Genomic DNA, 19,490 nt, shown 5'->3' on the forward strand with positions numbered 1-19,490 from the left:
GTCTTGCCCGAAACCAAATTAGTTATGTACTGTACGGAACTAATTGGCGCCCAGGCAAGCAGGGGAGACCCGATGGCGGCACGGACCCGAGGCGAACCCGACTGGGGGGCCACGGTGCGCGGCCTGGCCCGCAGAATCCTGGGGCGCACGCACCCGCCACTGCGCCTGAGCCAGCTCTCCCACGATAGGAGATCCTTCGAGTACCGGGCCGACCAGGGCGTGCTCACCCTCGGAGCCACCGACGGGGTGGCCGCGGCCGTGGGACTGCACACCTACCTGCGCCGGGCCTGCGGGGTGATGGTGGCCTGGGACACCCGCCTGCCCCTGCCGGTGACCGCCTTTGCCGACGCACCCACCACCCACCGCACCGCCGAGGTCGACCAGAGCTACTACCTCAACTTCTGCACCCAGGGCTACACGGCGCCCTACTGGGACTGGGACGACTGGGAACGCGAGTGCGACTGGATGGCGCTGCACGGCGTCACCATGCCGCTGACGATCCTGGGCCACGAAGCGGTCCTGCACCGGGCCTACACCGGCCTGGGCCTGGACGACGACGTGATCCGCACCTTCCTGGGCGGGCCCGGCTACCTGCCCTGGCAGTACATGGGCAACCTGGACTCCTTCGTCGGCCCCCTTCCCCAGGCCTGGATCGAGGGCCACCTGGAACTGGCCCGCCGCGTCCTGGACCGGCAGCGCTCCTTCGGGATGCGGCCCGTGCTGCCCGGATTCACCGGCCACGTGCCCCGCGTGCTGGCCCCCGACCAGGTCACTCCGCGCCCCTGGCAGGGGTTCACCACCCACGTCCTGGACCCCCACGACGCGCTCTACGCCCACGTGGGCGCCCAGATCACCGCCGCCCAACAGGACCTGCTGGGCACCGACCACCTGTACGCGATCGACCCCTTCATCGAGATGCCGCCGGTCGAGGCCGACCCCGCCTTTCCCGGCGCGGTGGCCCAAGCGACCCTGGACGGGCTGAGGCGCACCGACCCCGAAGCCGTGTGGGTCATGCAGGCCTGGCCCTTCTCCTACCAGAGCCACTTCTGGACCACCGAGCGCGTCACCGCGTTCCTGGGCGCCATCGAGGACCAGCGCCTGCTCGTGTTGGACCTGTGGGCCGAACACGACCCGCAGTGGAGCCGCTTCGACTCCTTCGGCGGCACACCCTGGGTGTGGTGCGCGCTGTTGAACTTCGGCGGCAGAACCGACCCCCTCGGCGACCTGCAGGGCACCACCGAGGCGATCAACAAGGCCAAGGACACCGAAGCCCCGCCGGTGGGCCTGGGCCTGGCCATGGAGGCCACCGGAAACAACCCCGCCTTCTTCGAGCTGGTGGCCGACCAGGCCTGGAACCGGGTGGAGGACGTCGCAGGCGACTGGCTGCCCGCGTTCGTAGCCCAACGCTACGGACCCGGCGCGGACCCGGCCCTCCTGCGCGGGTGGCGGGGACTGCTGGCCACGATCTACGGCGCCTCGGGGGTGCGGATCTTCCCCGAACAGTTCAACGGCATCATCACCACCAAGCCCCACTACCGCGACCTGGCCGAAACCGAGCGGCTGCGCACCGAGGCCAGCGCGCTGGTCTGGTACGACTGGCCGGTCCTGGTGCGGGCCTGGCAGGACCTGGTCAGTGCGGGCGAGCGCCGCCCCGAACTCGTCCAGGGGCCGCTGGGCCGCGACCTGGCCGACGTGGCCATGGCCGTGATGGCCCGGGTGGCCGACCACTCCTACCTGACATTGGTGCAGGAGGCCGTGAGCGAAGGCGCCCACCGCCCCCAGTCGCTCGAGTACTTCCTGGGCCTGTTCGAGGACCTGGACGCCCTGCTGGCCACCCGACCCGAGTACCGCTTCCAGAACTGGGAGCACAAGGCGACCTCCTGGGCCACCAGCACCGAAGAACACCACGTGCTGGCCGACAACGCCCGGCGCATCATCACGGTGTGGGACACCCCCGACAGCCCTTTCCTGCACGACTACGCCGGAAGGCTCTGGTCGGGGCTGGTGGGCGGCTACTACCGGTCCCGGTGGCAGTTGTGGGGGCAGGGGCTGGACCAGGCCCTGGTCGATCCGGGCCCGGCGGGCCGGTGGCTCGACCAGCAGCTCACCGAACGCGCCGACGCCTTCCTGCGCGACGGAGCGGGCCCGGTACGCACCGACGCACACGGGATCCTGGACCACTCCCGCGCGCTACTGGACCGCTACGGTCACCCGGCCCACTGACCCCCGGCGCTCACCGGCCGGGAGAGGCGGGCGGCGCCAAGTCGGGCCACGGGGCGGGCGGGCGCGAGGAGAACAGGCGCAGCAGACCGAGCAGCCGACTGGCGGGCGGAGCGGTCCAGTGGCGCAGACCGGGCTGGGGTGAGGGGTCGGCCAACCTGCCCAGCGCCCAGGTCAGGTGGTGCCACAGGATGCGGGCCTCCCACGGATGAGCGGCCGACTCGCCGCGTTCGCTGCGGTAGCCCTCCAGGACCGGGGGCAGCCAGTGCGGCGGGAGCTTGGCGAAGTCGGTGGCCGCATCGGCCAGAGCGGCGTCACCCCAGTCCACGATCCCGCCCAGGTCACCGGTGGCGGTGACCACGAGGTTCTGCGGGGCCACGTCGCCGTGCACCAGCGTGGGGGTGACGGTCGCGGGGACGCGGGCGGCCAGGTGTTCGCACCAGGACCGCAGCCAGTCGGCGGACCCGGCGTCGATGCGGCCCTGGTGGTGCAAACGCTCCAGCAGGGGCGCGGTGTCGCTGACACCGTGGTCCAGGGGGAGTTCGGGCAGTCCCGCGGTGGGGATGCGGTGCACGCGGGCCAGCTGTCGGCCCAGCTCCACCAGGGTCCGAGGCGGAGGTTCGTGGTCGGCCAGATCGGTGCCGGGCAGGCGCTCCAACAGCAGGTAAGGCAGACCGCCGTGAGGATCGGCGAAGTCGACCAGGGCGGGGGTGCGCACCCCGGCACGGTGGGCGAGGGGGATCAGCGCCGCTTCCTTGCGCAGATCCTCGGCGAAGCCGGGGGAGCGGGGGATGCGCAGGACCAGGCCTGGGCCCAAGGCCAACACGTGGTTGGCTACGCCTTGGGGCAGCGGGTGCACGTGTTCGGGTGAGAGCCCGTGGCGGGCAGCGAGCGCGCGGGCGGTGTCGGTCGGTTCCATGGGTGGCGATGATGGCACGGACCGATGCGGGGCCGCCGCTGCTTTTCGGCCCGCGAGCAGGCACGGGCACGGGGCTGGGGCTCCGTCACGGGGACCGCCACAGGGCCAGGGCGGTGAGCGCACACCCCAGGGGCGGCAGGGCGGCGGCCCAGGGCCAGGTGAGCAACACGAGCATGGTGGCCAGCGCGCCGACGAACAAGGTACTCAACCGGGTGATGGCCGCCCGGTGGGCGCGCAAGGGATCCCCGGTCGCCCACCCGGCCAAGGCTGCGGTCAGGGTTCCGGTCAGGTAGGTGGTGGAGGTGCCCGTGGTGCGGGCCCAGGCGCTCTGGGCGCCCATGCAGAAAGCGGCCAGAACCAGCAGGGCCGTGGCCGCCGTGTGGTGGGGCGGTGCGCCCGCGAGCAGGATCCAGGCGGTGGTGAAGACGGTGAGCAGTGCCACCTCGGTGGCCAACAGGGCGCTCTCGCGGCGGGGGTTGACCCGGTCGGCTGGCCCCAGGAGGCGGGCCCACACCCACACCCCCGCTCCGAAGGCGGCCACGGCCGCCAGGGCTGTGGCCGCCACGAGCCAGTGGCCCGAGCCCAGGTTCTGGCCAGCGTGCACCAGGTTGCCAGTGATGATGCCGCTGAAGACCCCGCCCAGGACCGCGATGGAGAGCAGGTCCATGCCGCCGGCGCATGCGGTCAGCAGGGCCAGGGACGTAGCCCGTCGTAGCGGGGTGCGCGTGTGGACCGAACCCATGGCCGTGCCTCCTCCGGTGCCGGGGTGGGAAGACGTACCCGTGGGCGCAAGCACGCTACCGGCGCCCGCGCACAGGGCGCGTTTGTCAGTGCGGTGTCTGACCGGGCGGAATCCCTTCAGATCCGACCGCTGGACCATACAGCAGTGGGTGTATCCGTCTCGTTTTCGGGGGCCGACGAGCGGGCGCAATAACGTTGGCGGGCTCTGTGGCGGCGGCGGAGGGGCTTCAGGCACCCCTGAGGGTCTGGCTTCCTAGAAGGTTGACTTATCGGAAGTCAGGGTTTCCGCCCCTCGCGGGATTCGTTTCGTTGCATAGAATGATTAACGTTTTCCAGTAACGTTACAAACCAAACGTTATCTAGGAAGGATGTGCCGACACGGAAAAGCCGTAGGCCCGGGAGGCCAACAGGCATAGGGTTTCCGCCATGACGACTCGACTGGTGCAAATCCACATGAGCGCCCTGGACGACTCCGCGCTCGGACGGTTCTGGGCACAGGTGCTCGGCTGGAGTACCCACAGCGAGGGCCCAAGCGTGACCAACCTGGAACCCGAGAACTTCGACTACCCGGACCCGACCGCACTCTGCGTGGACATCGTTGCCGTCCCCGAAGCCAAGACGGTCAAGAACCGTGTACACCTCGACCTGGCCACCACCTCCGCGGCCCACCAGGCCGAGTTGGTCGCGCGCCTGAAGGATCTGGGCGCCGTTCCCGTCGACATCGGCCAGGGCGACGTGCCCTGGACGGTCCTGGCCGACCCCGAAGGCAACGAATTCTGCGTGCTGGAGCCCCGCCCCGCCTACATCGACACCGGGCCCATGGCCGCCGCGGTGGTCGACTGCAGCGACCCGCGGGCCATGGCCCGGTTCTGGGACCAGGCGATGGACTGGACCCTGCACGAGGTGACCGACGACCACGCGGTGCTGCGCTCTTCCGCAGGCGTCGGCCCCTACCTGGAGTTCGTCCGAACCCCCGAGGCGAAGACCGCGAAGAACCGCCTCCACCTGGACCTGCGGCCCTACCCCGGCGGCGACCCAGCGGCGGAAGTGGCCCGACTGCGCACCCTCGGTGCCACCCCTGTCGACATCGGCCAGGGCGACGTGCCCTGGACGGTCCTGGCCGACCCCGAAGGCAACGAATTCTGCGTCCTCACCCCGAGCTGACGCCGAAGCGGCGCGTGAAAAATGAGTGGCGCCCCCGGGGCGCGGAGTTCTAGATTGACTCCGCACCCCACGAGAGGATCACGCGCGCACATGACGCCCCCCGCTCTGTAGATCTGACTTTCCTACGCATCGGTCAGCCGACGTCGCCGTCGGCTCTCTTCCCCGTGCTCTGCGTCAGATCTTCAGAGAGATTATGTCTGCGCTTTCTTTCGTGCTGCCCTGGGCCGTGCGACGCACCCGTCTGCCCCTGCTCGCTTTCCCCTGCGTGGACTGCCCTTGCGGGCACGCCACCACCGGCGACGGCAGGTTCCGCGTCAACGCCAACGGCAAGCTTCTCGACGTCTGGCTCCTGGTCAACTGCGTTGGCTGTGACCGGACCAGCAAGCTCACCGTCCACCACCGAGTCCCCGTGCGCTCCCTGCCAGCCCAGCTCCTGGCCGACTACACCGCCAACGCCCCCGACCTGATCGCCGACACCCTCCTCAACCCCGTGCTGTCCCGCCGCAACCGGTTCGCGCTCGACTGGGACGGGTGCTGGCAACTCCACGCACCCCCGGTTCCCGAGGACCCGTGGCCCCTGCCGGTCAGCGTGTCCTTCGACGCACCCGTGCCGGTGCGCCCCGAACAGCTCATCGCCCATGGGCTGGGGATCAGCCGCAGTGAAGTCGCCCGGCGAATCAAGATCGACATCCCGCTGAAGCGCAGGACCACGCGGGATTTCAACTTCGTCGTGGTGTGACCGCAACCCTCACCCGGTGGCCGGGGCGGCGCGCACCGCCCCGGCCACCACCGTCAGGGCCGCGACACAGCACACACGCCGCCCCGTCCGATACCGCCTGACGTGCCATGATCGACCGGTGAACGACTTCCTGACACCACAACAGCGCAATTCCCGCACCCGCGCAGCGCTCGACGCCGCCGTGGGGGCAGGGCGCGACCTCGGCCTCACCGTCACCGACGCCTCCGTGCTCCACGACCTGTTCTCGGTCGTGGTCCACCTGGCGCCCGCACCGGTCGTGGCCCGCATCCCCACGGTCCTGTCCCACTCCCAGGACCCGGGTTCCCTGGCACTGCGCCAGCAGGCGGAACTGGACGTCACGCGCTGGCTCGCCGACCAGGGCACCCCCGTGATCGCACCCAGCCCCCTCGTTCCGCGCGAGCCCGTCCAGCGCGACGGGTTCTCGATCACCTTCTGGCAGTTCGTCGAGGAGGACCACGGCACAGAGCCCGACTACGTCGCCAACGCCGAGAGCACCGCCGACCTGCACGCCGCGATGCGCACCTACCCGGGCCGCCTGTCGTTCCTGGGCGCGGCCGAACCCCGTGGCCTGTCCCAGGACCTGGTACTGCTCGCCGACCGTCCCGACCTCATCGCCGCAGCCGATGTGGACCGTGCGCGCCGTCAATGGCAGGTCCTGGAACCCCTGGTGAGCTCACGTACGGCCTTCGAGGCCGCCTTCCCCGGCACCGGCCTGCAGCCCGTCCACGGCGACTCCCCTCCCGCGAACATCTTCTCCGGGGTGGCCGGCGACCTGTACTCCGACTTCGAACTGGTCTCGTTGGGCCCCGTGGAGTGGGACCTGGCAGCCCTTGGCCCCGAGCACGAGGCCGCCTACAACCGCGGTGCCCGCCGGGCGGGCCTGCGGGAGCTGGACGCCGGTGTCCTGCGCTTCGTGAACAGCGTCGGGATGCTGCGCGCCGTCACCACCCTGGCGCTGGTACCGCAACTGCCCGAGCTGATGGACTACCTGACACCCGCGGTCGAGCACTGGCGCGCGATGCCGTTCGCCGACGGCGCCTTCACCGACGGCCGCTCCCGCTGAGGATGACGAGCTGCTGCGTGGCCCGGGTCATCGCGACGTAGCGGTCCACGGCCCCCTCGACGCCTTCGCCGAACCCCTGCGGGTCCACGAGGACGACCAGGTCGAACTCGAGCCCCTTGGCCAGGCTCGGAGTGAGCGAGCGCACGCGCGGCCGCTCCTCGAAGGCCGGGTCGCCGATGACGCAGGCGCTGCCTTCGGTGTTCTCGGCCAGCCAGGTCGTCAGGATCGAGTCGAGCTGTCCGGTGGATTGGTGCAGGACGGGCACACCGCCGCTGCGGATGGAGGTGGGCACGTTGGCGTCGGGCAGCGCGGCCCTGATGACGGGCTCGGCCTCGGCCATGACCTCTTCTGGGGTGCGGTAGTTGACGCTCAGGGAGGCCAGGTCGACCTGGTCGAACCCGACCCGCTTGAGCCGCTCGTGCCAGGACTCGGTGAAGCCGTGCCGGGCCTGTGCGCGGTCCCCGACGATGGTCATGCTCCGGGAGGGGCAGCGCTGCAGGAGCATCTGCCACTCGGCATCGGTCAGTTCCTGGGCCTCGTCCACGACGATGTGCGCGAAGGTCCCGGCCAGGCGGTCGCGTTCGGCGGTGGGCAGGGCGGCCTCGTCGACCAGGTCCTCGCGCAGGTCCTCTTGGTGCAGCATCGTCACCAAGCCCTCGCCGTCGTCGTCGGCGGCCAGGAGGTTGTCGATGACGGTGGACATGCGCTCGCGTTCGGCGGCGGCCGAGGCGTTGTAGTGGCGTTTGCGCCGGGAGGCGTGCGGGTCGCCCAGGCGCAGGCGTGCGGCGTCCAGGAACGGCAGGTCGGAGACGGTCCAGGCGTGGGCGTCGTGACGTTGGAGCCGGTGGATGTCGTCGGGGTGGAGCCAGGGGGCGCACAGGCGCAGGTAGGCGGGCACCGACCACAGGTCACCGACCAGGTCGGTCGGCTCCAGGATCGGCCAGGAGCGGTAGAGCGTTTCCAGGAGCTCGCGGTCCTGGGCCAGTGCGGCGTGGAGCATCTCGGTTGAGACCTCTTCATCGTCGTGCTGGTCGGACAGGATCGCGGTCAGCTCCTCCAGGAGGTGTTCGCGGGCTTCGTTGTGGGGGGTGCCTGCGTCGACGGAGCTGAAGGCCTCGGCCCAGTCCTGGGCGCTCAGGTGCAGGTCGAACCAGGGTGTGGCGACGGTCATGCCCTGTTTGGGCGGTTTCTCGTAGAAGCGCACGGCAGCCTCGATCACCTGGTCCGGGCGGGCCGACGCTTTGAGGCGGGCGGTGTGCGGGTCGGTGTCGGGCGCTGCTGTGGCGCCCTCGGGGACCAGGTCGCGCAGGGTGCAGGTTTGTACGCCCTCCTCTCCGAGGCTGGGCAGGACGTCGGCGACGTAGGCCAGGTAGGGCTGGTGCGGGCCGATGAAGAGCACGCCGCCGCGGCGGTGTCCCAGGCGCGGGTCGGAGTAGAGCAGGTGGGCGGTGCGGTGCAGGGCCACGACGGTCTTGCCGGTGCCGGGGCCGCCGTCGACCACGAGGGCTCCGCGTGATCCCGTGCGGATGATGGCGTCTTGGTCGGCCTGGATGGTGCCGAGCACGTCGCGCATGCGGTCGGAACGGTGGGCGCCCAGGCTGGCGATGAAGGCGGACTGGTCGTCGAGGGCGGCGTGGCCTTCGAACCCGTCCTCGGTGAAGACCTCGTCCCAGTAGTCGCTGATGCGGCCTTGGTTCCAGCGGTACCTGCGGCGGCTGGTCAGCCCCATGGGGTGGGCGTGGGTGGCGGCGAAGAACGGTTCGGCAGCGGGGGATCGCCAGTCGACCAGCAGGCGGTTGCCGTCGCTGTCGGTCAGGCCGAGTCGGCCGATGTAGACGGGCTCGGGGTCGTTGTCGTGGACGATGTGTCCCAGGCACAGGTCCAGGCTGAAGCGGCGCAGGGTGCGCAGTCGGGCGGAGAGGCGACGGACCTCCTGGTCGCGCTCGACCACTTCGCGGATGTTACCCCCGGTGGTCTGACGCTCGGTGTCGAGGCGGTCGGACAGGTCGGCGATGGTCTGTTCGAGGGTGGTGGCGATGGCGGCGAAGTGGCGCTCGTCGTTGGCGATCAGGTCCGGTTCGGCCTTGGCGGCAAGGTGCTCCGGGAGGGCGAACGCGCTGGTGGCGGTGGGTTTCACGGCGTCTCCCGTGTGGCGTTGGGTGTTCACGATCGATGATTGTCCGCCATGACCCGGGTCTTGCCGCAAGCCCGGGGGTGCGCTATAAATTAAGAGTGGCGGAGAGTTACCAAAACCCTCCTGCCCCTGCGGTCGCCCGCCTCCGGTGGGCGATTTTTTCGTTCCACGGTCACGTGCTTGTGCCCCTGCCCGTCCCGCCCGGCCTGCGTAGCGCGGTCGGGGTGCGCGCCGATAAATTGAGTGGCGGTCGCGCTCGCGCGAACCCTAGGGTGCTCGCCATGCAGCCTGCGGACTTCTACACCGGACTCGTCGCCGACCTCTACAGCCCGTTGAAGGGCGCCTCCTATGATCCGGAGCCCTATGCGGCCTTCGTCCGGGAGCGGGGCGAGCCCGCGCTGGAGTTGGGGTGCGGGGACGGAGACCCGTTGATCGAACTGCGGCAGCGCGGGCTGAACGTGGAAGGCGTGGACTCCTCGGCGGACATGCTCGAGCGCTGCCGCCGGCGGGCCGACCAGGCGGGGGTGGAGGTGCGCGTGCACTGCCAGCGCATGGAGGAGCTGGACCTGCCGCGCCGCTACGCCTCGATCTTCCTGGCCGGGCCCACCTTCACGCTGCTGGCCGACGACGCCACCGCCTTGGCCGCACTGCGCCGTATCCGCGCCCACCTGCGCGAGGGCGGGATGGCACTGGTGCCCCTGGCCGTTCCCGAACCCACCCCGGCCGAGCGGATCGGACAGGCGCGGGTGGCCGGTGTCGATGGTGCTGAGCTGCGGGTGTCGGTGGTGGCTGAGGAGCGCGACGAGCACGCGCGCGTCCAGCGCAGCACGCTGCGCTACGAGCGCCTTCGCGATGGTGAGCGCACCGTGCAGGAGCAGCCCTGGGTGCTGCACTGGTACACGCGCGCCGGGTTCGAACACCTGGTCGGCCGGGCGGGCCTGCGGGTGGCCTCGGTGACCGGTCCCGACGGAGGTCCTGCCGGGCCCGAGGAGACCGACGTCAGTTTCCTGCTGTGGGCCGGGTAAGGGCGCCTCTGGCGCTTGCGGGCTCCGGCTTTCTCTGAGGGGTCCGATCCTTGGGCGTGTACAGCGGTCCCTGATCCGTGCCATCCTTGTTTTTGGGCGGTCGTCCAATGCGAATGCCCAAGTCGATCGGCCGACCGCGTGGTTCGGGTGGGCCAACAAGGGGGCGGAATGACGACGGAACGGGGACGGCAGGTGCGCGAGCGCCTACTCGGAGCGGCCACAGAGCTCATCGCCGAACGGGGCTGGTCCGCAGTGAGCACACGGGCCGTGGCCGAGCGGGCGGGGGTCGGGCCCGGGCTCGTGCACTACCATTTCCCTTCGCTGGACTCCCTGCTCAACGAAGCCGCCCTGGGTGCGATGGTGCAGGTGGCCGACCAGGCCGCCGCCCACCTTGAGGGAACCGGCCCCGAGCAAGGGCTGGATTTGATGCTGGGCGCATTGGACGCCTACCCCGGTGACGACCCCGACTCGGCGCTGTTCATAGAGGCCTACCTGGCGGCCGGGCGCGACGAACACCTGCGCCGAGGTATCACCCAGGTCCTGGAGCGATTCCGCGCATCACTGGCCGACTGGTTGCGCTCGTGCGGGATCGCCGAACCCGAAGCCACGGCCCGGGTGCTGGCATCGGCCGCGGACGGCATCATGCTCCATCGACCGCTGGACCCCGGCCTCACCTCGCAGGAGGTCGCACCCGTCCTGCGCCGCGTCCTGGACACCGCCCGGGGGCAGGCGTGAGCACCACACCCTCAAGCGGGACCAGCCGCGCGCCCTCTCACAGGCCGATGCGCGCGGTGATCGTGGGCGCTGGGATCGCCGGGCTGGCCCTGGCCCAGCGCCTGTCCCACCACGGGTGGGAGGTGACCGTGCTGGAGCGGGCCCCAGGGCCGCGCCCGCAGGGCTACATGATCGACTTCTTCGGGCCCGGTTACGACGCCGCCGAGGCCATGGGGCTCATGGGTCGGCTGAGGGAACTGGGCCACCACTTCACCGAAGCGGTCTTGGTCGACGAGCGCGGCCGCAGGACAGCAGCGGTGGGGTTCGAGCGCTTCGCCCGGTCACTGGGCGGGTCCTTGGTCTCCCTCATGCGCCCCGACCTGGAACTGGCCCTGCGCGAGTCGCTGCCCCACCGGGTGGAGTTGCGCTACAACAGCGCTCCGGAGGAGATCCACGAACACGCCGACGGGGTTCGGGTGCGCCTGGCAGACGGCCAGGTGGTGGAGGCCGACCTGCTGGCGGGGGCCGACGGCATCCACTCCACCGTGCGCCGCCTGGTGTTCGGCCCGGAGGAGCAGTACTTGCACCACCTGGGCTTTCACACCGCTGCCTATACCTTCAACGACGCCCGTGTACACGCGGAGACTCAGGGGCGCTTCCTGCTTACCGACAGTTTGGGGGCGCAGATGGGACTTTACGCGCTGGAGGGTGACCGGGTGGCGGCCTTCACTGTGCACCGCACCGAGGACACGCGCCTGCCGCAGGATCCGCGGGCCGTGATGCGCGGCGCCTACGCAGGGCTGGGCTGGGTGGTACCCCGGGCCTTGGAGCTCTGTCCGCCGTCCGAGCAGGTTTACTACGACCACGTCGCCCAGATCCGGATGGGGCGCTGGAGCCGGGGGCGCACAGTGCTGCTCGGTGACGCCTGCCAGGCGGTGTCTTTGCTGGCGGGCCAGGGCGCCTCGATGGGAGTGGGCGGTGCCTTCGTCCTGGGGGAGGAACTAGCGCGGGGCGACAGCGTCGGGGCTGGGCTTCAGAGGTACGAGGACCGGTGGCGGCCGGTCGTGGAGGAACGCCAGCGTGCGGCCCGTACCGGGACCTCCTGGTTCCTGCCCTCGACCCCCGGCCGGCTGCGGTTGCGGCGGATGTTTTTGCGCCTGGCGTCCCTACCGGGGGTGGACCGGCTGGTGGCGACGCAGATCTCCGGAAAGCCCACCCGAGTAGTGAAGGATCTGGTCCCCCCCACCCCCGCGGACGGGTGAAGGGGGTGCGGTCCCGATCAGGCCGGGGTCGGGACCGATCGTGCGATCAGCCCGAGGCCGCCTAAGCGCGCCCTGGCGGGTGACCGAAAGGGCGCTCCCGGGTGGGCTGTTCTACTGGGTGGTGGCCGTCGAACCAGGCCTGCGTCTGTGCGTGCTGGTCGCCGGGGTAACCGATGTCGAAGTCGGCCACTGCGTCCAGGCGCTCCACGGCCCCTGGTGGTAGGGACAGGTCCGCGGCCCCCAGGTTGTCCTTGAGCTGTCGTGCGCTGCTGGCGCCGATGATCGGGTGGATGCGGGGTGAGCGCTGCAGGGCCCAGGCGATGGCGACCGTGGCGGGGGTGGCGTCCAGTTCCTCGGCGACCTGTTGGATCACGCGGGCGGCCCTGTGCTCGCGTTCGGTGAGGGAGGCGGGGTCCACGCGGTGGCTGGCCCCCTCGGCGCGGGGGCCGGTGAAGCGGCCCGAGAGGACCCCGGCGGCCAGACCGTTGTAGGTGGCCAGGCTCAGACCGTGGGAGCGGGCCATGGGCAGGAGTTCGCGTTCGATGTCGCGTCGCAGCGGGTTGTAGGGCACCTGGAGGGCGGCGAACGGCGTCCACCCGTGGTGCCGGGCCAGGGTGTTGGCTTCGGCGACGACCCATGCGGGCATGTTGGAGGCGCCCAGGCTCAGGGCCTTGCCCGCGCGGACGACGTCGTCCAGGGCCCGCATGGTGGCATCGATCGGGGTGTGCTCGTCCCAGGAGTGCACCCACAGCAGGTCGACGTGGTCGGTGCGCAGCCGTCGCAGGCTCCGGTCCAGGGTGAGTGCGAGGTTCTTGCGGTGGCTGCCCCCGGTGTTGGGGTCGGTGGGGTCGCGGGGCAGCGTGTATTTGGTGGCCAGGACGAACCGGTCGCGGTGGTTGTGGAGGATGCCGCCGAGGATCTCCTCGCTGTCGCCGTAGGCGGAGGCGGTGTCGATGGTGTTGCCGCCCGCGTCCCGGTAGACGTCGATCATGCGGCGTGCCTCGTCGCGGTCGGCGAAGGTCATCGCGCCCAGGAAGAGTTGGGACACGCGCAGGCCCGAGGGCCCGAGGATCTGATAGCGCATCAGGTGGTCCTTCCGGTGGTGTGTGTGGTCATGGGTGTCAGTGTGCTGCGTGCCCCGGTGCGGGGGAAGGCCGCGTGGGGGCTGGCCCTGACAGGGCCAGGATGAGAGGGGGCTCCGGCTCGTAGACTCATACGCATGGACGAAACCGGAATGGGCGCGTTCCTGCGTGAGTGTCGTGAGTCGACCCCGCCGGAGCGGGTGGGTCTGCCGGTGGGGGCGCGCCGCCGCACCCCGGGGCTGCGCCGGGCCGAGCTGGCCACGCTGTCGGGTGTGAGTGTGGACTACCTGACCCGGTTGGAGCAGGGGCGTGACCGCAACCCCTCGCCGCAGGTGCTGGTGGCGTTGGCCGACGCGTTGGGGTTGTCGGTGGGCGATCGGGTGAGGTTGCGCAACCTGTCGAAGGTGGCGTCGGGGGCCGGTGCGCTGTGTCCGGGCGGGATGCCGCCCGAGCGTGAGGTGCGTGCGACGATGCGGGCGCTGCTGGACCGTTTGGAGCCGGCTCCGGCGGCGCTGTTCAACCGGTTGGGTGAGACGCTCGCCCACACGTCGGGTTATGAACGTCTGGTGGGTCCGTTGGGGTTGTTGGACGTGGAGGACGACCAGCCCGCGAACCGGGTGTGGTTCGTCTTCGCCGATGACCGGGCACGGTCGGCCTATCCGGACTGGGCGGCGGTGGCCGAGGCGCGGTTGGCGGAGTTGCGGGCGGAGGCGGCCCCGGAGGATCCGCACCTGGCCCATCTGGTGGAGGAGTTGTCGATCGTGGGCGCGGAGGAGTTCACCGGGCGGATGGCGGCCGCTCCGGCGGCTCCGTCGAGTACCGGTGTGGAGCGGTTGGCCCACCCGGAGGTGGGTGAGCTGCGGTTGTCCTATGAGCGCTTGGATGCCCAGGGCCAGTATCTGGTGGTCTACCTGCCCGCCGACGAGGCGGCCGCCGCGGCGCTGGACCGGCTGAACCGGACCGGGTTGCGAGCGGTGGGCACCTAGGGCATGTTCGGCGGACACATACCCTGCTGCGCGTCGCCCCAGCGGCACTTGCACTGCGCATCTCTCAGTCGACAGCCAAACCCGGGCGGGCCCCCGCTGTGCGATGCTGCCGAGCTTGCGAGGCAGCGCACAGTAGGGGAACTCCTTCTTCGGCCTTGTGCCAGCACCACTGGATACGCCGCTCGCGACGGGCAGCATCCACCGAACACGCCCCTAGCCTTCGAAGGCCGAACCGCGCCTGCCCCGGGGGCCCGGGCGCGGATCACCGGAATCGCGGTCTCTATGCTGGGGTCGTCCATTGCGCGATCAGTTGTGGAGGACGGCGATGGCCCCCGTCGTGGAGTCGGTCAGCAGCAGCCCCGAGCACACGTTCAGCAAGCCGGTCCGGCCTCGGATCCGCCTGGTGGCCGGGCTGGGGGTGGAGGGGGACGCGCACCTGGGCCGGAGGGTCAAGCACCGTTCGCGGGTGGCGGCCGACCCCACCCAGCCCAACCTGCGCCAGGTGCACCTGATCCACGCCGAACTCTTCGAGGAGGTGGCCCTGGCCGGGTACTCGGTGAGGCCGGGGCAGTTGGGCGAGAACGTCCTGACCCGGGGCGTGGACCTGTTGGGACTGTCCACGGGCACGGTGCTGAGCTTCGGGCGGGCGCGCGTGGAGGTCACCGGGTTGCGTAACCCGTGTGCGCAGATCGACGGGCTCTCCCAGGGGCTGCTCAAGCAGATGGTGTACCGGGACGAGCTGGGTGGGTTGGTGCGCCGGGCCGGGATCATGGGTGTGGTGTTGGACGGCGGGGTGGTGGAGCCCGGGATGACGGTCGGTGTGCGTGAGCCCGGTGGCGCGCACGTACCCCTGGAGCGGGTCTGAGCCGGGTCGTTCAAGGGCTGGTGTGTTCGGGTCGGGGCGTCTTGGTCCCGTGGGTGACGGTGTACTCGGCGGCCAGCCAGGGCGCCAGGTCCTCGACGAGTTCGTGCAGGTGGTCGGGGTCGGGCGTGGGGTGGTGTGCGGTGTGGGCGGCCGCGTGCACCTGGTGGTGGTGCTGGGGGTGGTAGTGCCCGAAGATGTCGGCGGCCAGGTCCAGGTCGCTGGTCCAGCCGCCCCAGGAGGGCATGACCAGGGTGAAGGCCGCTCGGGTGAGGCGGCGGGAGACGCTGCGGCACAGGCGTAGGCGTTCGGCCTCGGTGGTGGCGTGGGCGATGCGGGTGCGCCAGTGGGGGATGGCCAGGTGCAGGTCGCCGTTGGTCTCGCGGGCCAGCAGGGTGGTGGGCCGGTAGGCGGGGAGGTGTTCGGCCAGGTCGGGGCCGTGCAGCGGGGTGCACAGGCAGGCGACGAAGAACCCGCCGTCGTGGCGTTCGAGTGCGCTGGTCAGGGTGGGGACGCTGTCGAGCAGGATGCCGCCGCCGTCGATCTGGGCGAAGGCGGTGTCGAGTTCGCGTTCCAGGGCGCGGGTGCGTTCTCGTTCGGCGCGGTCGGGGTGGGTGTGCAGGACGGCGAGGGCGTCCAGGTCCGAGATGCCGGGTCGGGCGGTGCCGCGGGGGATGCTGCCGTACAGATAGGCGCTGTGCAGGCGGGGGCCGAAGACCTCGGGCAAGCGGGTGCGTAGAGCGTCCACGACGGGGGTGAAGGCCGCGGGAATCCGGGCGAGTGCGCCTTCGCGGGCGATGGTGCCGTCGGGGTGCAGGCCCTGGGGATGGGGCGGCGGCGTCATGGAGGTGCTCCTGCGGTCGGGTGGTCGGGTCGAGGTCCGTTGTCGTAGTCGCACTGGCGCGGGTGGTCAGGGCAGCGGGTACCGGTGTTTGAGGGTGGGGCGCAGGGGTGCGGCGAGCGTGCTCAGGCCGTGCTCGGCGCGGTCCGGCACAGGGCCTGGGCCACCGTGTCGTGGAACATGAGTTCGGGGTTGTCCAGGACCTCGGCGAGGTGGGGCCGCTGGGCCAGGGGCACGATCTGCATGGAGCGCATGCTCCCAGGGGCGATTGCGGTGGGCAAGTCGATTTTCCCTGTTCAGGTCCGGTAGGTCCGGTGGGAGGTAGTGCTGACACCACTGCCGTTGGTGGGTGCGGCTGGACTGGGAAGCGGGTGTCAGCGTCATCGCGGCGACAGTCGCCCCTGTCTAGCGTGGAATGGGTCAGAGAAGCTGCGGTACGGGGATTTTCGGGGGAAGTCATGGTCACGGCGGGCCCAACCAGCGTTTCGGTCACCGATCCCCTGCACTATGAGCGCGCGCGAAGGTTCGGTGTTCGTGTGCTGGCCTGTGACGGGCGCGAGGACGGCCGGATCGTGGAGGAGTTGGGGGACGCGGCCACCGCGGAACACATCGCGGTCCTGGTCCCGGGCAATGACAACTACCTGGGCAACTACTTCAACCAGCAGCGCGCCACCCGGCCGCGTGCCAACGGTGCGACGCTGCTGCGCACGATGGGGCAGGTCGCTCCGGGCGAGCGTGTGGCGGTGGTGGTGTGGGTGGGGTACCGGACCCCGCGCGGATTCGGTGAGGCGGTGTCGCGCCGCCCGGCGCTGGAGGGTGCCGCGGACCTGGCCCGGTTGACGGAGTTCCTGCCGCGGTCGGCGCGGGTGACACTGGTGGGGCACAGCTACGGCACGGTGGTGTGCGGTCTGGCCCTGCGGCGGGCCCGGGTCAGTGACTGCGTGGCGTTGGGCAGCCCCGGGATGGGGGTGCGCAGCCGCACTGAACTGGGTTTTTCCGGGAACCTGTGGGCCGGGTTGGGCCCTGCTGACTGGATCCGGTTCTTCCCGCGGGGGCATGTGGGCGAGATCGGGCACGGCCCTTCGCCGCTGCGGCGGGGTTTCGGTGCGCGGGTCTTCGCCACCGGGGACATTCCGGGGCACTGCGCCTATTACCGGGAGGGCAGTGAGTCGGTGCGCAATGTCGCGCGGATCGCCGTGGGTCGCTATGAGCAGGTGAGCACGGTGCGCGCGATGGTGCCCGCACCGCGTGGTCCCGGGGAAGCGGGGGTCAAGGAGGCGGTGGTCTCATGAGCGGCGCACCGGTGATCCTGGCCCAGGGGCTGCGCAAGCACTACCCGAACGGCAAGGTGGCGTTGGCCGGGGTGGACCTGGCGGTGGCGCCGGGGACGGTACACGGGCTCTTGGGGCCCAACGGGGCCGGAAAGACCACGATGGTGCGGGTACTGGCCACACTGCTGCGTTTCGACGGGGGCCGGGCCCGGGTGGCCGGGGCCGACGTGGCGACCCAGGCGAGGTGGGTGCGCAGGCGGATCGGGTTCGTGGGCCAGTACGCCGCGGTCGACGAGCTCCTGACCGGGCGGCGCAACCTGGAGATGTTCGGCAGGCTCTACCACCTGGGTCGGCGGCGTTCGAAGCAGCGGGCCGAAGAGCTGTTGGAGCGTTTCGACCTCACGGGTGCTGCGGACCGGTCGGTGCGCACGTACTCGGGTGGGATGCGCCGCCGGCTGGACCTGGCTGCCGGATTGGTGCTGGACCCGAGGGTGCTGTTCCTGGACGAGCCGACCACGGGGTTGGATCCGCGCAGCCGCCAGGAGGTGTGGGGTGCCGTGCGGGAGCTGGTCGCGGCGGGCACCACAGTGCTGTTGACCACCCAGTACCTGGAGGAGGCCGACCGGTTGGCCGACCGGGTGTCGGTGATCGATGCCGGTCGGGTGATCGCCGAGGGCAGCCCGGAGGAGCTGAAGTCGCGGGTGGGCGGCGGCCGCGTGGAGGTCGTGGTCTCTGACGCGGCGGAGCTGCCGGTGGCCACGGACGTGCTGGGCCGTATGGCGGGGGCGCCGCCGGAGGTCGACCGGGAAGCGCTGAGTGTTCGGGTCTCGCTCGGTGGGCGGGGTGCTGCGCTGACCAAGGTGGTGCGGGCCCTGGACGAGGCGGGGTTGGACGTGGAGGACATCGCGTTGCGCCGCCCGACGTTGGACGACGTGTTCTTGAGCCTGACCGGGCACCAGTGCGGTGGTCGGCAGGAGGACGGGCAGCGGGACGGAGCGCGGTCATGACGGTCACCGAACCGGTTGCGGACAGGTCTCCTGGCGGGGCCGTCGAGGGCGAGTGGGAGGGCGGGCCCGCGGGGGTGGGCGCGTGGGTTGGGCGTGCCGGGTGGGCGGTGGCCGATTCGGCGGTGGTGGCGCGGCGCTACCTGTCGCACCTGGTGCACAAGCCCGACGAGGTGGTCGGCACGCTGCTGATCCCGGTGCTGGCGGTGCTGTTGTTCGGTTTCGTCTTCGGTGAGGCGATGGGCGCGGCCATGGGGTTGGGCGGCGATGACTACCGCGACTTCCTCCTGCCGGGCTTGTTCGCGCTGACCATGGCCTTCGGGATCGGGAACACGACCATCGCCGTGGTTGCGGATGTGGGCCGCGGGGTGGTGGACCGGTTCCGGACCCTGCCGATGGCGCCGTCGGCGCTTTTGGTGGGGCGCAGCATGGCCGACGTGGTCTCGGCGGTGGTGGACCTGGCGGTCCTGGTGGGGATGGGCCTGCTGATCGGGTGGCAGTGGCACAACGGGCCCGTGGCGGCGTTGGCGGCACTGGGGTTGTTGCTGTTGTTGCGGTTGGCGTTCACCTGGATCGGGATCTACCTGGGGTTGTTGGTGCGCAGCCCTGAGGCGGCGATGAAGTTCTTCTCGCTGGTGTTTCCGCTGGCGATGGTGGCCGAGACGTTCGTGCCCACCGAGATGATCCCGGGGTGGTTGGCGCCGGTTGCCGAGTGGAACCCGCTGTCGGCGACGGTGTTGGCCTGCCGTGAGCTGTTCGGAAACACCATGGTGGTGGGTGAGTCGTGGGTGGCGCAGAACGCGCTGTTGATGGCGGTGGTGTGGCCGCTGGTGCTGTTGGCGGTGTTCGTGCCGTTGGCTCTGGGGCGTTACCGCAGGTTGAGCCGCTGAGCGCGGTGCCTTTGCAGGTCGCGGGCCAGGTGTGAGCGGTGCAGTCGGCGGGTGTGGCACAGGCGTGCCAGGTCGGCGCGGTTGTCGTGGGAGAGCTGTAGGTGGAAGTAGTTGACGTGTTCCAAGGCCGCGAACGCCCACAGGGCCAGGCCGGGCCACAGGTGCGTGCCGGTGGCTCCCGTGGCCGCGGCCCAGGCGATGACGGTTCCGCCCAGGGTGAAGAGGGCCAGGTTGAGGGGTTGGCACCGGGCGAGGATGCCGATCCCGGGAGGGTGGGGTGTGCGGTTCCTGAGCTGGCGGAGCTTGAGCCACCAGTAGGCGCCGCCCTGGAGGAGGAGCAGGGCGAAGAGCCCGAACCCGGCCAGGTTGGCGGGGGTGGCGGGCATGCCGAGGACCCCGAAGAGGATCGCGGCGTACAGGGCGATGTTGAGGTGTTCCAGGACGGCCAGGGAACGCAGGCGACGAGTGGGCACCCGTCGATTGTCCCTGTTGTGTGTTGGGTGCTGAGGGGAGGTGCCCGGAAGGGGTGGGTGGGGTGGGCCCGCCCTTCCA

19 protein-coding genes are annotated in these 19,490 nt (G+C 70.7%); 12 read left to right on the top strand and 7 right to left on the bottom strand.

What is annotated here, in order from left to right; translation table 11 throughout:
* The first annotated feature begins 72 nt into the window (after window positions 1–72).
* Complete coding sequence (locus ACYVD1_RS03740; RefSeq protein ID WP_460767721.1) at window positions 73–2,223, top strand: alpha-N-acetylglucosaminidase; 2,151 nt, start codon at window positions 73–75, stop codon at window positions 2,221–2,223.
* Between the two features lie 10 nt (window positions 2,224–2,233).
* Here ACYVD1_RS03740 and ACYVD1_RS03745 read toward each other — a convergent pair whose 3' ends face one another.
* The gene (locus tag ACYVD1_RS03745) at window positions 2,234–3,139 is read right to left on the bottom strand and encodes a phosphotransferase family protein (RefSeq protein WP_460767724.1); all 906 of its coding nucleotides are present in this window, start codon (window positions 3,137–3,139) and stop codon (window positions 2,234–2,236) included.
* Between the two features lie 85 nt (window positions 3,140–3,224).
* Entirely contained in the window at window positions 3,225–3,881 is a 657-nt protein-coding gene (locus ACYVD1_RS03750; protein WP_460767727.1) for a DUF1275 family protein, read from the bottom strand.
* Window positions 3,882–4,306: 425 nt separating this feature from the next.
* Here ACYVD1_RS03750 and ACYVD1_RS03755 point away from each other — a divergent pair, with 425 nt between their 5' ends.
* The 3 genes from ACYVD1_RS03755 (at window position 4,307) to ACYVD1_RS03765 (ending at window position 6,867) form a co-directional block, all read left to right on the top strand.
* Window positions 4,307–5,044 carry a VOC family protein gene (locus ACYVD1_RS03755; protein WP_460767730.1) on the top strand — a complete coding sequence of 246 codons (738 nt, stop codon included), beginning with the start codon at window positions 4,307–4,309 and terminating at the stop codon, window positions 5,042–5,044.
* 193 nt (window positions 5,045–5,237) lie between these two features.
* Window positions 5,238–5,783: a DUF1062 domain-containing protein gene (locus ACYVD1_RS03760; protein ID WP_460767733.1), complete on the top strand. Its 546-nt coding sequence runs from the start codon at window positions 5,238–5,240 to the stop codon at window positions 5,781–5,783.
* A gap of 118 nt (window positions 5,784–5,901) precedes the next feature.
* A complete protein-coding gene (locus ACYVD1_RS03765; RefSeq protein ID WP_460767736.1) occupies window positions 5,902–6,867 on the top strand; it encodes an aminoglycoside phosphotransferase family protein in 966 nt (321 codons plus the stop codon).
* On the opposite strand, the gene helR is transcribed toward ACYVD1_RS03765, so the two are convergent.
* A complete protein-coding gene (helR, locus tag ACYVD1_RS03770; RefSeq protein WP_460767933.1) occupies window positions 6,845–9,004 on the bottom strand; it encodes an RNA polymerase recycling motor ATPase HelR in 2,160 nt (719 codons plus the stop codon). The two genes, ACYVD1_RS03765 and helR, sit on opposite strands and share 23 nt — an antisense overlap.
* Window positions 9,005–9,282: 278 nt before the next feature.
* On the opposite strand from helR, the gene ACYVD1_RS03775 reads away from it, so the two are divergent.
* From ACYVD1_RS03775 to ACYVD1_RS03785, 3 genes are all read left to right on the top strand, one after another.
* Window positions 9,283–10,026, top strand: coding sequence for a class I SAM-dependent methyltransferase (locus ACYVD1_RS03775; RefSeq protein WP_460767738.1), 744 nt, complete (start codon window positions 9,283–9,285; stop codon window positions 10,024–10,026).
* A gap of 168 nt (window positions 10,027–10,194) precedes the next feature.
* Window positions 10,195–10,761, top strand: coding sequence for a TetR/AcrR family transcriptional regulator (locus ACYVD1_RS03780; protein ID WP_460767741.1), 567 nt, complete (start codon window positions 10,195–10,197; stop codon window positions 10,759–10,761).
* Window positions 10,762–10,808: 47 nt separating this feature from the next.
* Window positions 10,809–12,002 carry an FAD-dependent oxidoreductase gene (locus ACYVD1_RS03785; protein ID WP_460767744.1) on the top strand — a complete coding sequence of 398 codons (1,194 nt, stop codon included), beginning with the start codon at window positions 10,809–10,811 and terminating at the stop codon, window positions 12,000–12,002.
* 61 nt (window positions 12,003–12,063) lie between these two features.
* Here the strand turns inward: ACYVD1_RS03785 and ACYVD1_RS03790 are convergent, their stop codons facing one another.
* On the bottom strand, window positions 12,064–13,086 hold the full coding sequence (locus tag ACYVD1_RS03790) for an aldo/keto reductase (RefSeq protein ID WP_460767747.1): 1,023 nt from the start codon (window positions 13,084–13,086) through the stop codon (window positions 12,064–12,066).
* Window positions 13,087–13,221: 135 nt separating this feature from the next.
* Between ACYVD1_RS03790 and ACYVD1_RS03795 the strand changes: the two genes are divergently transcribed.
* Window positions 13,222–14,070 carry a helix-turn-helix domain-containing protein gene (locus ACYVD1_RS03795; protein WP_460767750.1) on the top strand — a complete coding sequence of 283 codons (849 nt, stop codon included), beginning with the start codon at window positions 13,222–13,224 and terminating at the stop codon, window positions 14,068–14,070.
* Window positions 14,071–14,395: 325 nt separating this feature from the next.
* Window positions 14,396–14,935, top strand: a complete 540-nt coding sequence (locus ACYVD1_RS03800) for an MOSC domain-containing protein (protein WP_460767754.1) — start codon at window positions 14,396–14,398, stop codon at window positions 14,933–14,935.
* A 10-nt stretch (window positions 14,936–14,945) separates the two neighbouring features.
* Here ACYVD1_RS03800 and ACYVD1_RS03805 read toward each other — a convergent pair whose 3' ends face one another.
* Window positions 14,946–15,776, bottom strand: a complete 831-nt coding sequence (locus ACYVD1_RS03805) for a nucleotidyltransferase domain-containing protein (protein WP_460767756.1) — start codon at window positions 15,774–15,776, stop codon at window positions 14,946–14,948.
* Window positions 15,777–15,898: 122 nt separating this feature from the next.
* Entirely contained in the window at window positions 15,899–16,054 is a 156-nt protein-coding gene (locus ACYVD1_RS03810; protein ID WP_460767759.1) for a hypothetical protein, read from the bottom strand.
* 177 nt (window positions 16,055–16,231) lie between these two features.
* On the opposite strand from ACYVD1_RS03810, the gene ACYVD1_RS03815 reads away from it, so the two are divergent.
* The 3 genes from ACYVD1_RS03815 to ACYVD1_RS03825 are packed head-to-tail and all read left to right on the top strand — an operon-like array spanning window position 16,232 to window position 18,938.
* Entirely contained in the window at window positions 16,232–17,065 is an 834-nt protein-coding gene (locus tag ACYVD1_RS03815; protein ID WP_460767761.1) for an alpha/beta hydrolase, read from the top strand.
* Window positions 17,062–18,051, top strand: coding sequence for an ATP-binding cassette domain-containing protein (locus ACYVD1_RS03820; RefSeq protein ID WP_460767764.1), 990 nt, complete (start codon window positions 17,062–17,064; stop codon window positions 18,049–18,051). Before ACYVD1_RS03815 ends, ACYVD1_RS03820 begins: the two co-directional genes overlap by 4 nt.
* Window positions 18,048–18,938 (top strand): ABC transporter permease, encoded by an 891-nt coding sequence (locus ACYVD1_RS03825; protein WP_460767767.1) that lies wholly within the window; start codon window positions 18,048–18,050, stop codon window positions 18,936–18,938. Before ACYVD1_RS03820 ends, ACYVD1_RS03825 begins: the two co-directional genes overlap by 4 nt.
* Here ACYVD1_RS03825 and ACYVD1_RS03830 read toward each other — a convergent pair.
* The gene (locus tag ACYVD1_RS03830; protein ID WP_460767770.1) at window positions 18,917–19,411 is read right to left on the bottom strand and encodes a hypothetical protein; all 495 of its coding nucleotides are present in this window, start codon (window positions 19,409–19,411) and stop codon (window positions 18,917–18,919) included. The genes ACYVD1_RS03825 and ACYVD1_RS03830 overlap by 22 nt on opposite strands.
* Window positions 19,412–19,490: the final 79 nt, after the last annotated feature.

The sequence above is a fragment of the Nocardiopsis nanhaiensis genome (assembly GCF_054778635.1).

What these genes read in the sequence shown, in the direction of transcription:
- ACYVD1_RS03740 (WP_460767721.1), top strand. Translation starts at nt 73, where the DNA reads ATGGCGGCACGGACCCGAGGCGAACCCGACTGGGGGGCCACGGTGCGC.
- ACYVD1_RS03745 (WP_460767724.1), bottom strand. Translation starts at nt 3,139, where the DNA reads ATGGAACCGACCGACACCGCCCGCGCGCTCGCTGCCCGCCACGGGCTC.
- ACYVD1_RS03750 (WP_460767727.1), bottom strand. Translation starts at nt 3,881, where the DNA reads ATGGGTTCGGTCCACACGCGCACCCCGCTACGACGGGCTACGTCCCTG.
- ACYVD1_RS03755 (WP_460767730.1), top strand. Translation starts at nt 4,307, where the DNA reads ATGACGACTCGACTGGTGCAAATCCACATGAGCGCCCTGGACGACTCC.
- ACYVD1_RS03760 (WP_460767733.1), top strand. Translation starts at nt 5,238, where the DNA reads ATGTCTGCGCTTTCTTTCGTGCTGCCCTGGGCCGTGCGACGCACCCGT.
- ACYVD1_RS03775 (WP_460767738.1), top strand. Translation starts at nt 9,283, where the DNA reads ATGCAGCCTGCGGACTTCTACACCGGACTCGTCGCCGACCTCTACAGC.
- ACYVD1_RS03780 (WP_460767741.1), top strand. Translation starts at nt 10,195, where the DNA reads ATGACGACGGAACGGGGACGGCAGGTGCGCGAGCGCCTACTCGGAGCG.
- ACYVD1_RS03785 (WP_460767744.1), top strand. Translation starts at nt 10,809, where the DNA reads ATGCGCGCGGTGATCGTGGGCGCTGGGATCGCCGGGCTGGCCCTGGCC.
- ACYVD1_RS03790 (WP_460767747.1), bottom strand. Translation starts at nt 13,086, where the DNA reads ATGCGCTATCAGATCCTCGGGCCCTCGGGCCTGCGCGTGTCCCAACTC.
- ACYVD1_RS03795 (WP_460767750.1), top strand. Translation starts at nt 13,222, where the DNA reads ATGGACGAAACCGGAATGGGCGCGTTCCTGCGTGAGTGTCGTGAGTCG.
- ACYVD1_RS03800 (WP_460767754.1), top strand. Translation starts at nt 14,396, where the DNA reads ATGGCCCCCGTCGTGGAGTCGGTCAGCAGCAGCCCCGAGCACACGTTC.
- ACYVD1_RS03805 (WP_460767756.1), bottom strand. Translation starts at nt 15,776, where the DNA reads ATGACGCCGCCGCCCCATCCCCAGGGCCTGCACCCCGACGGCACCATC.
- ACYVD1_RS03815 (WP_460767761.1), top strand. Translation starts at nt 16,232, where the DNA reads ATGGTCACGGCGGGCCCAACCAGCGTTTCGGTCACCGATCCCCTGCAC.
- ACYVD1_RS03820 (WP_460767764.1), top strand. Translation starts at nt 17,062, where the DNA reads ATGAGCGGCGCACCGGTGATCCTGGCCCAGGGGCTGCGCAAGCACTAC.
- ACYVD1_RS03825 (WP_460767767.1), top strand. Translation starts at nt 18,048, where the DNA reads ATGACGGTCACCGAACCGGTTGCGGACAGGTCTCCTGGCGGGGCCGTC.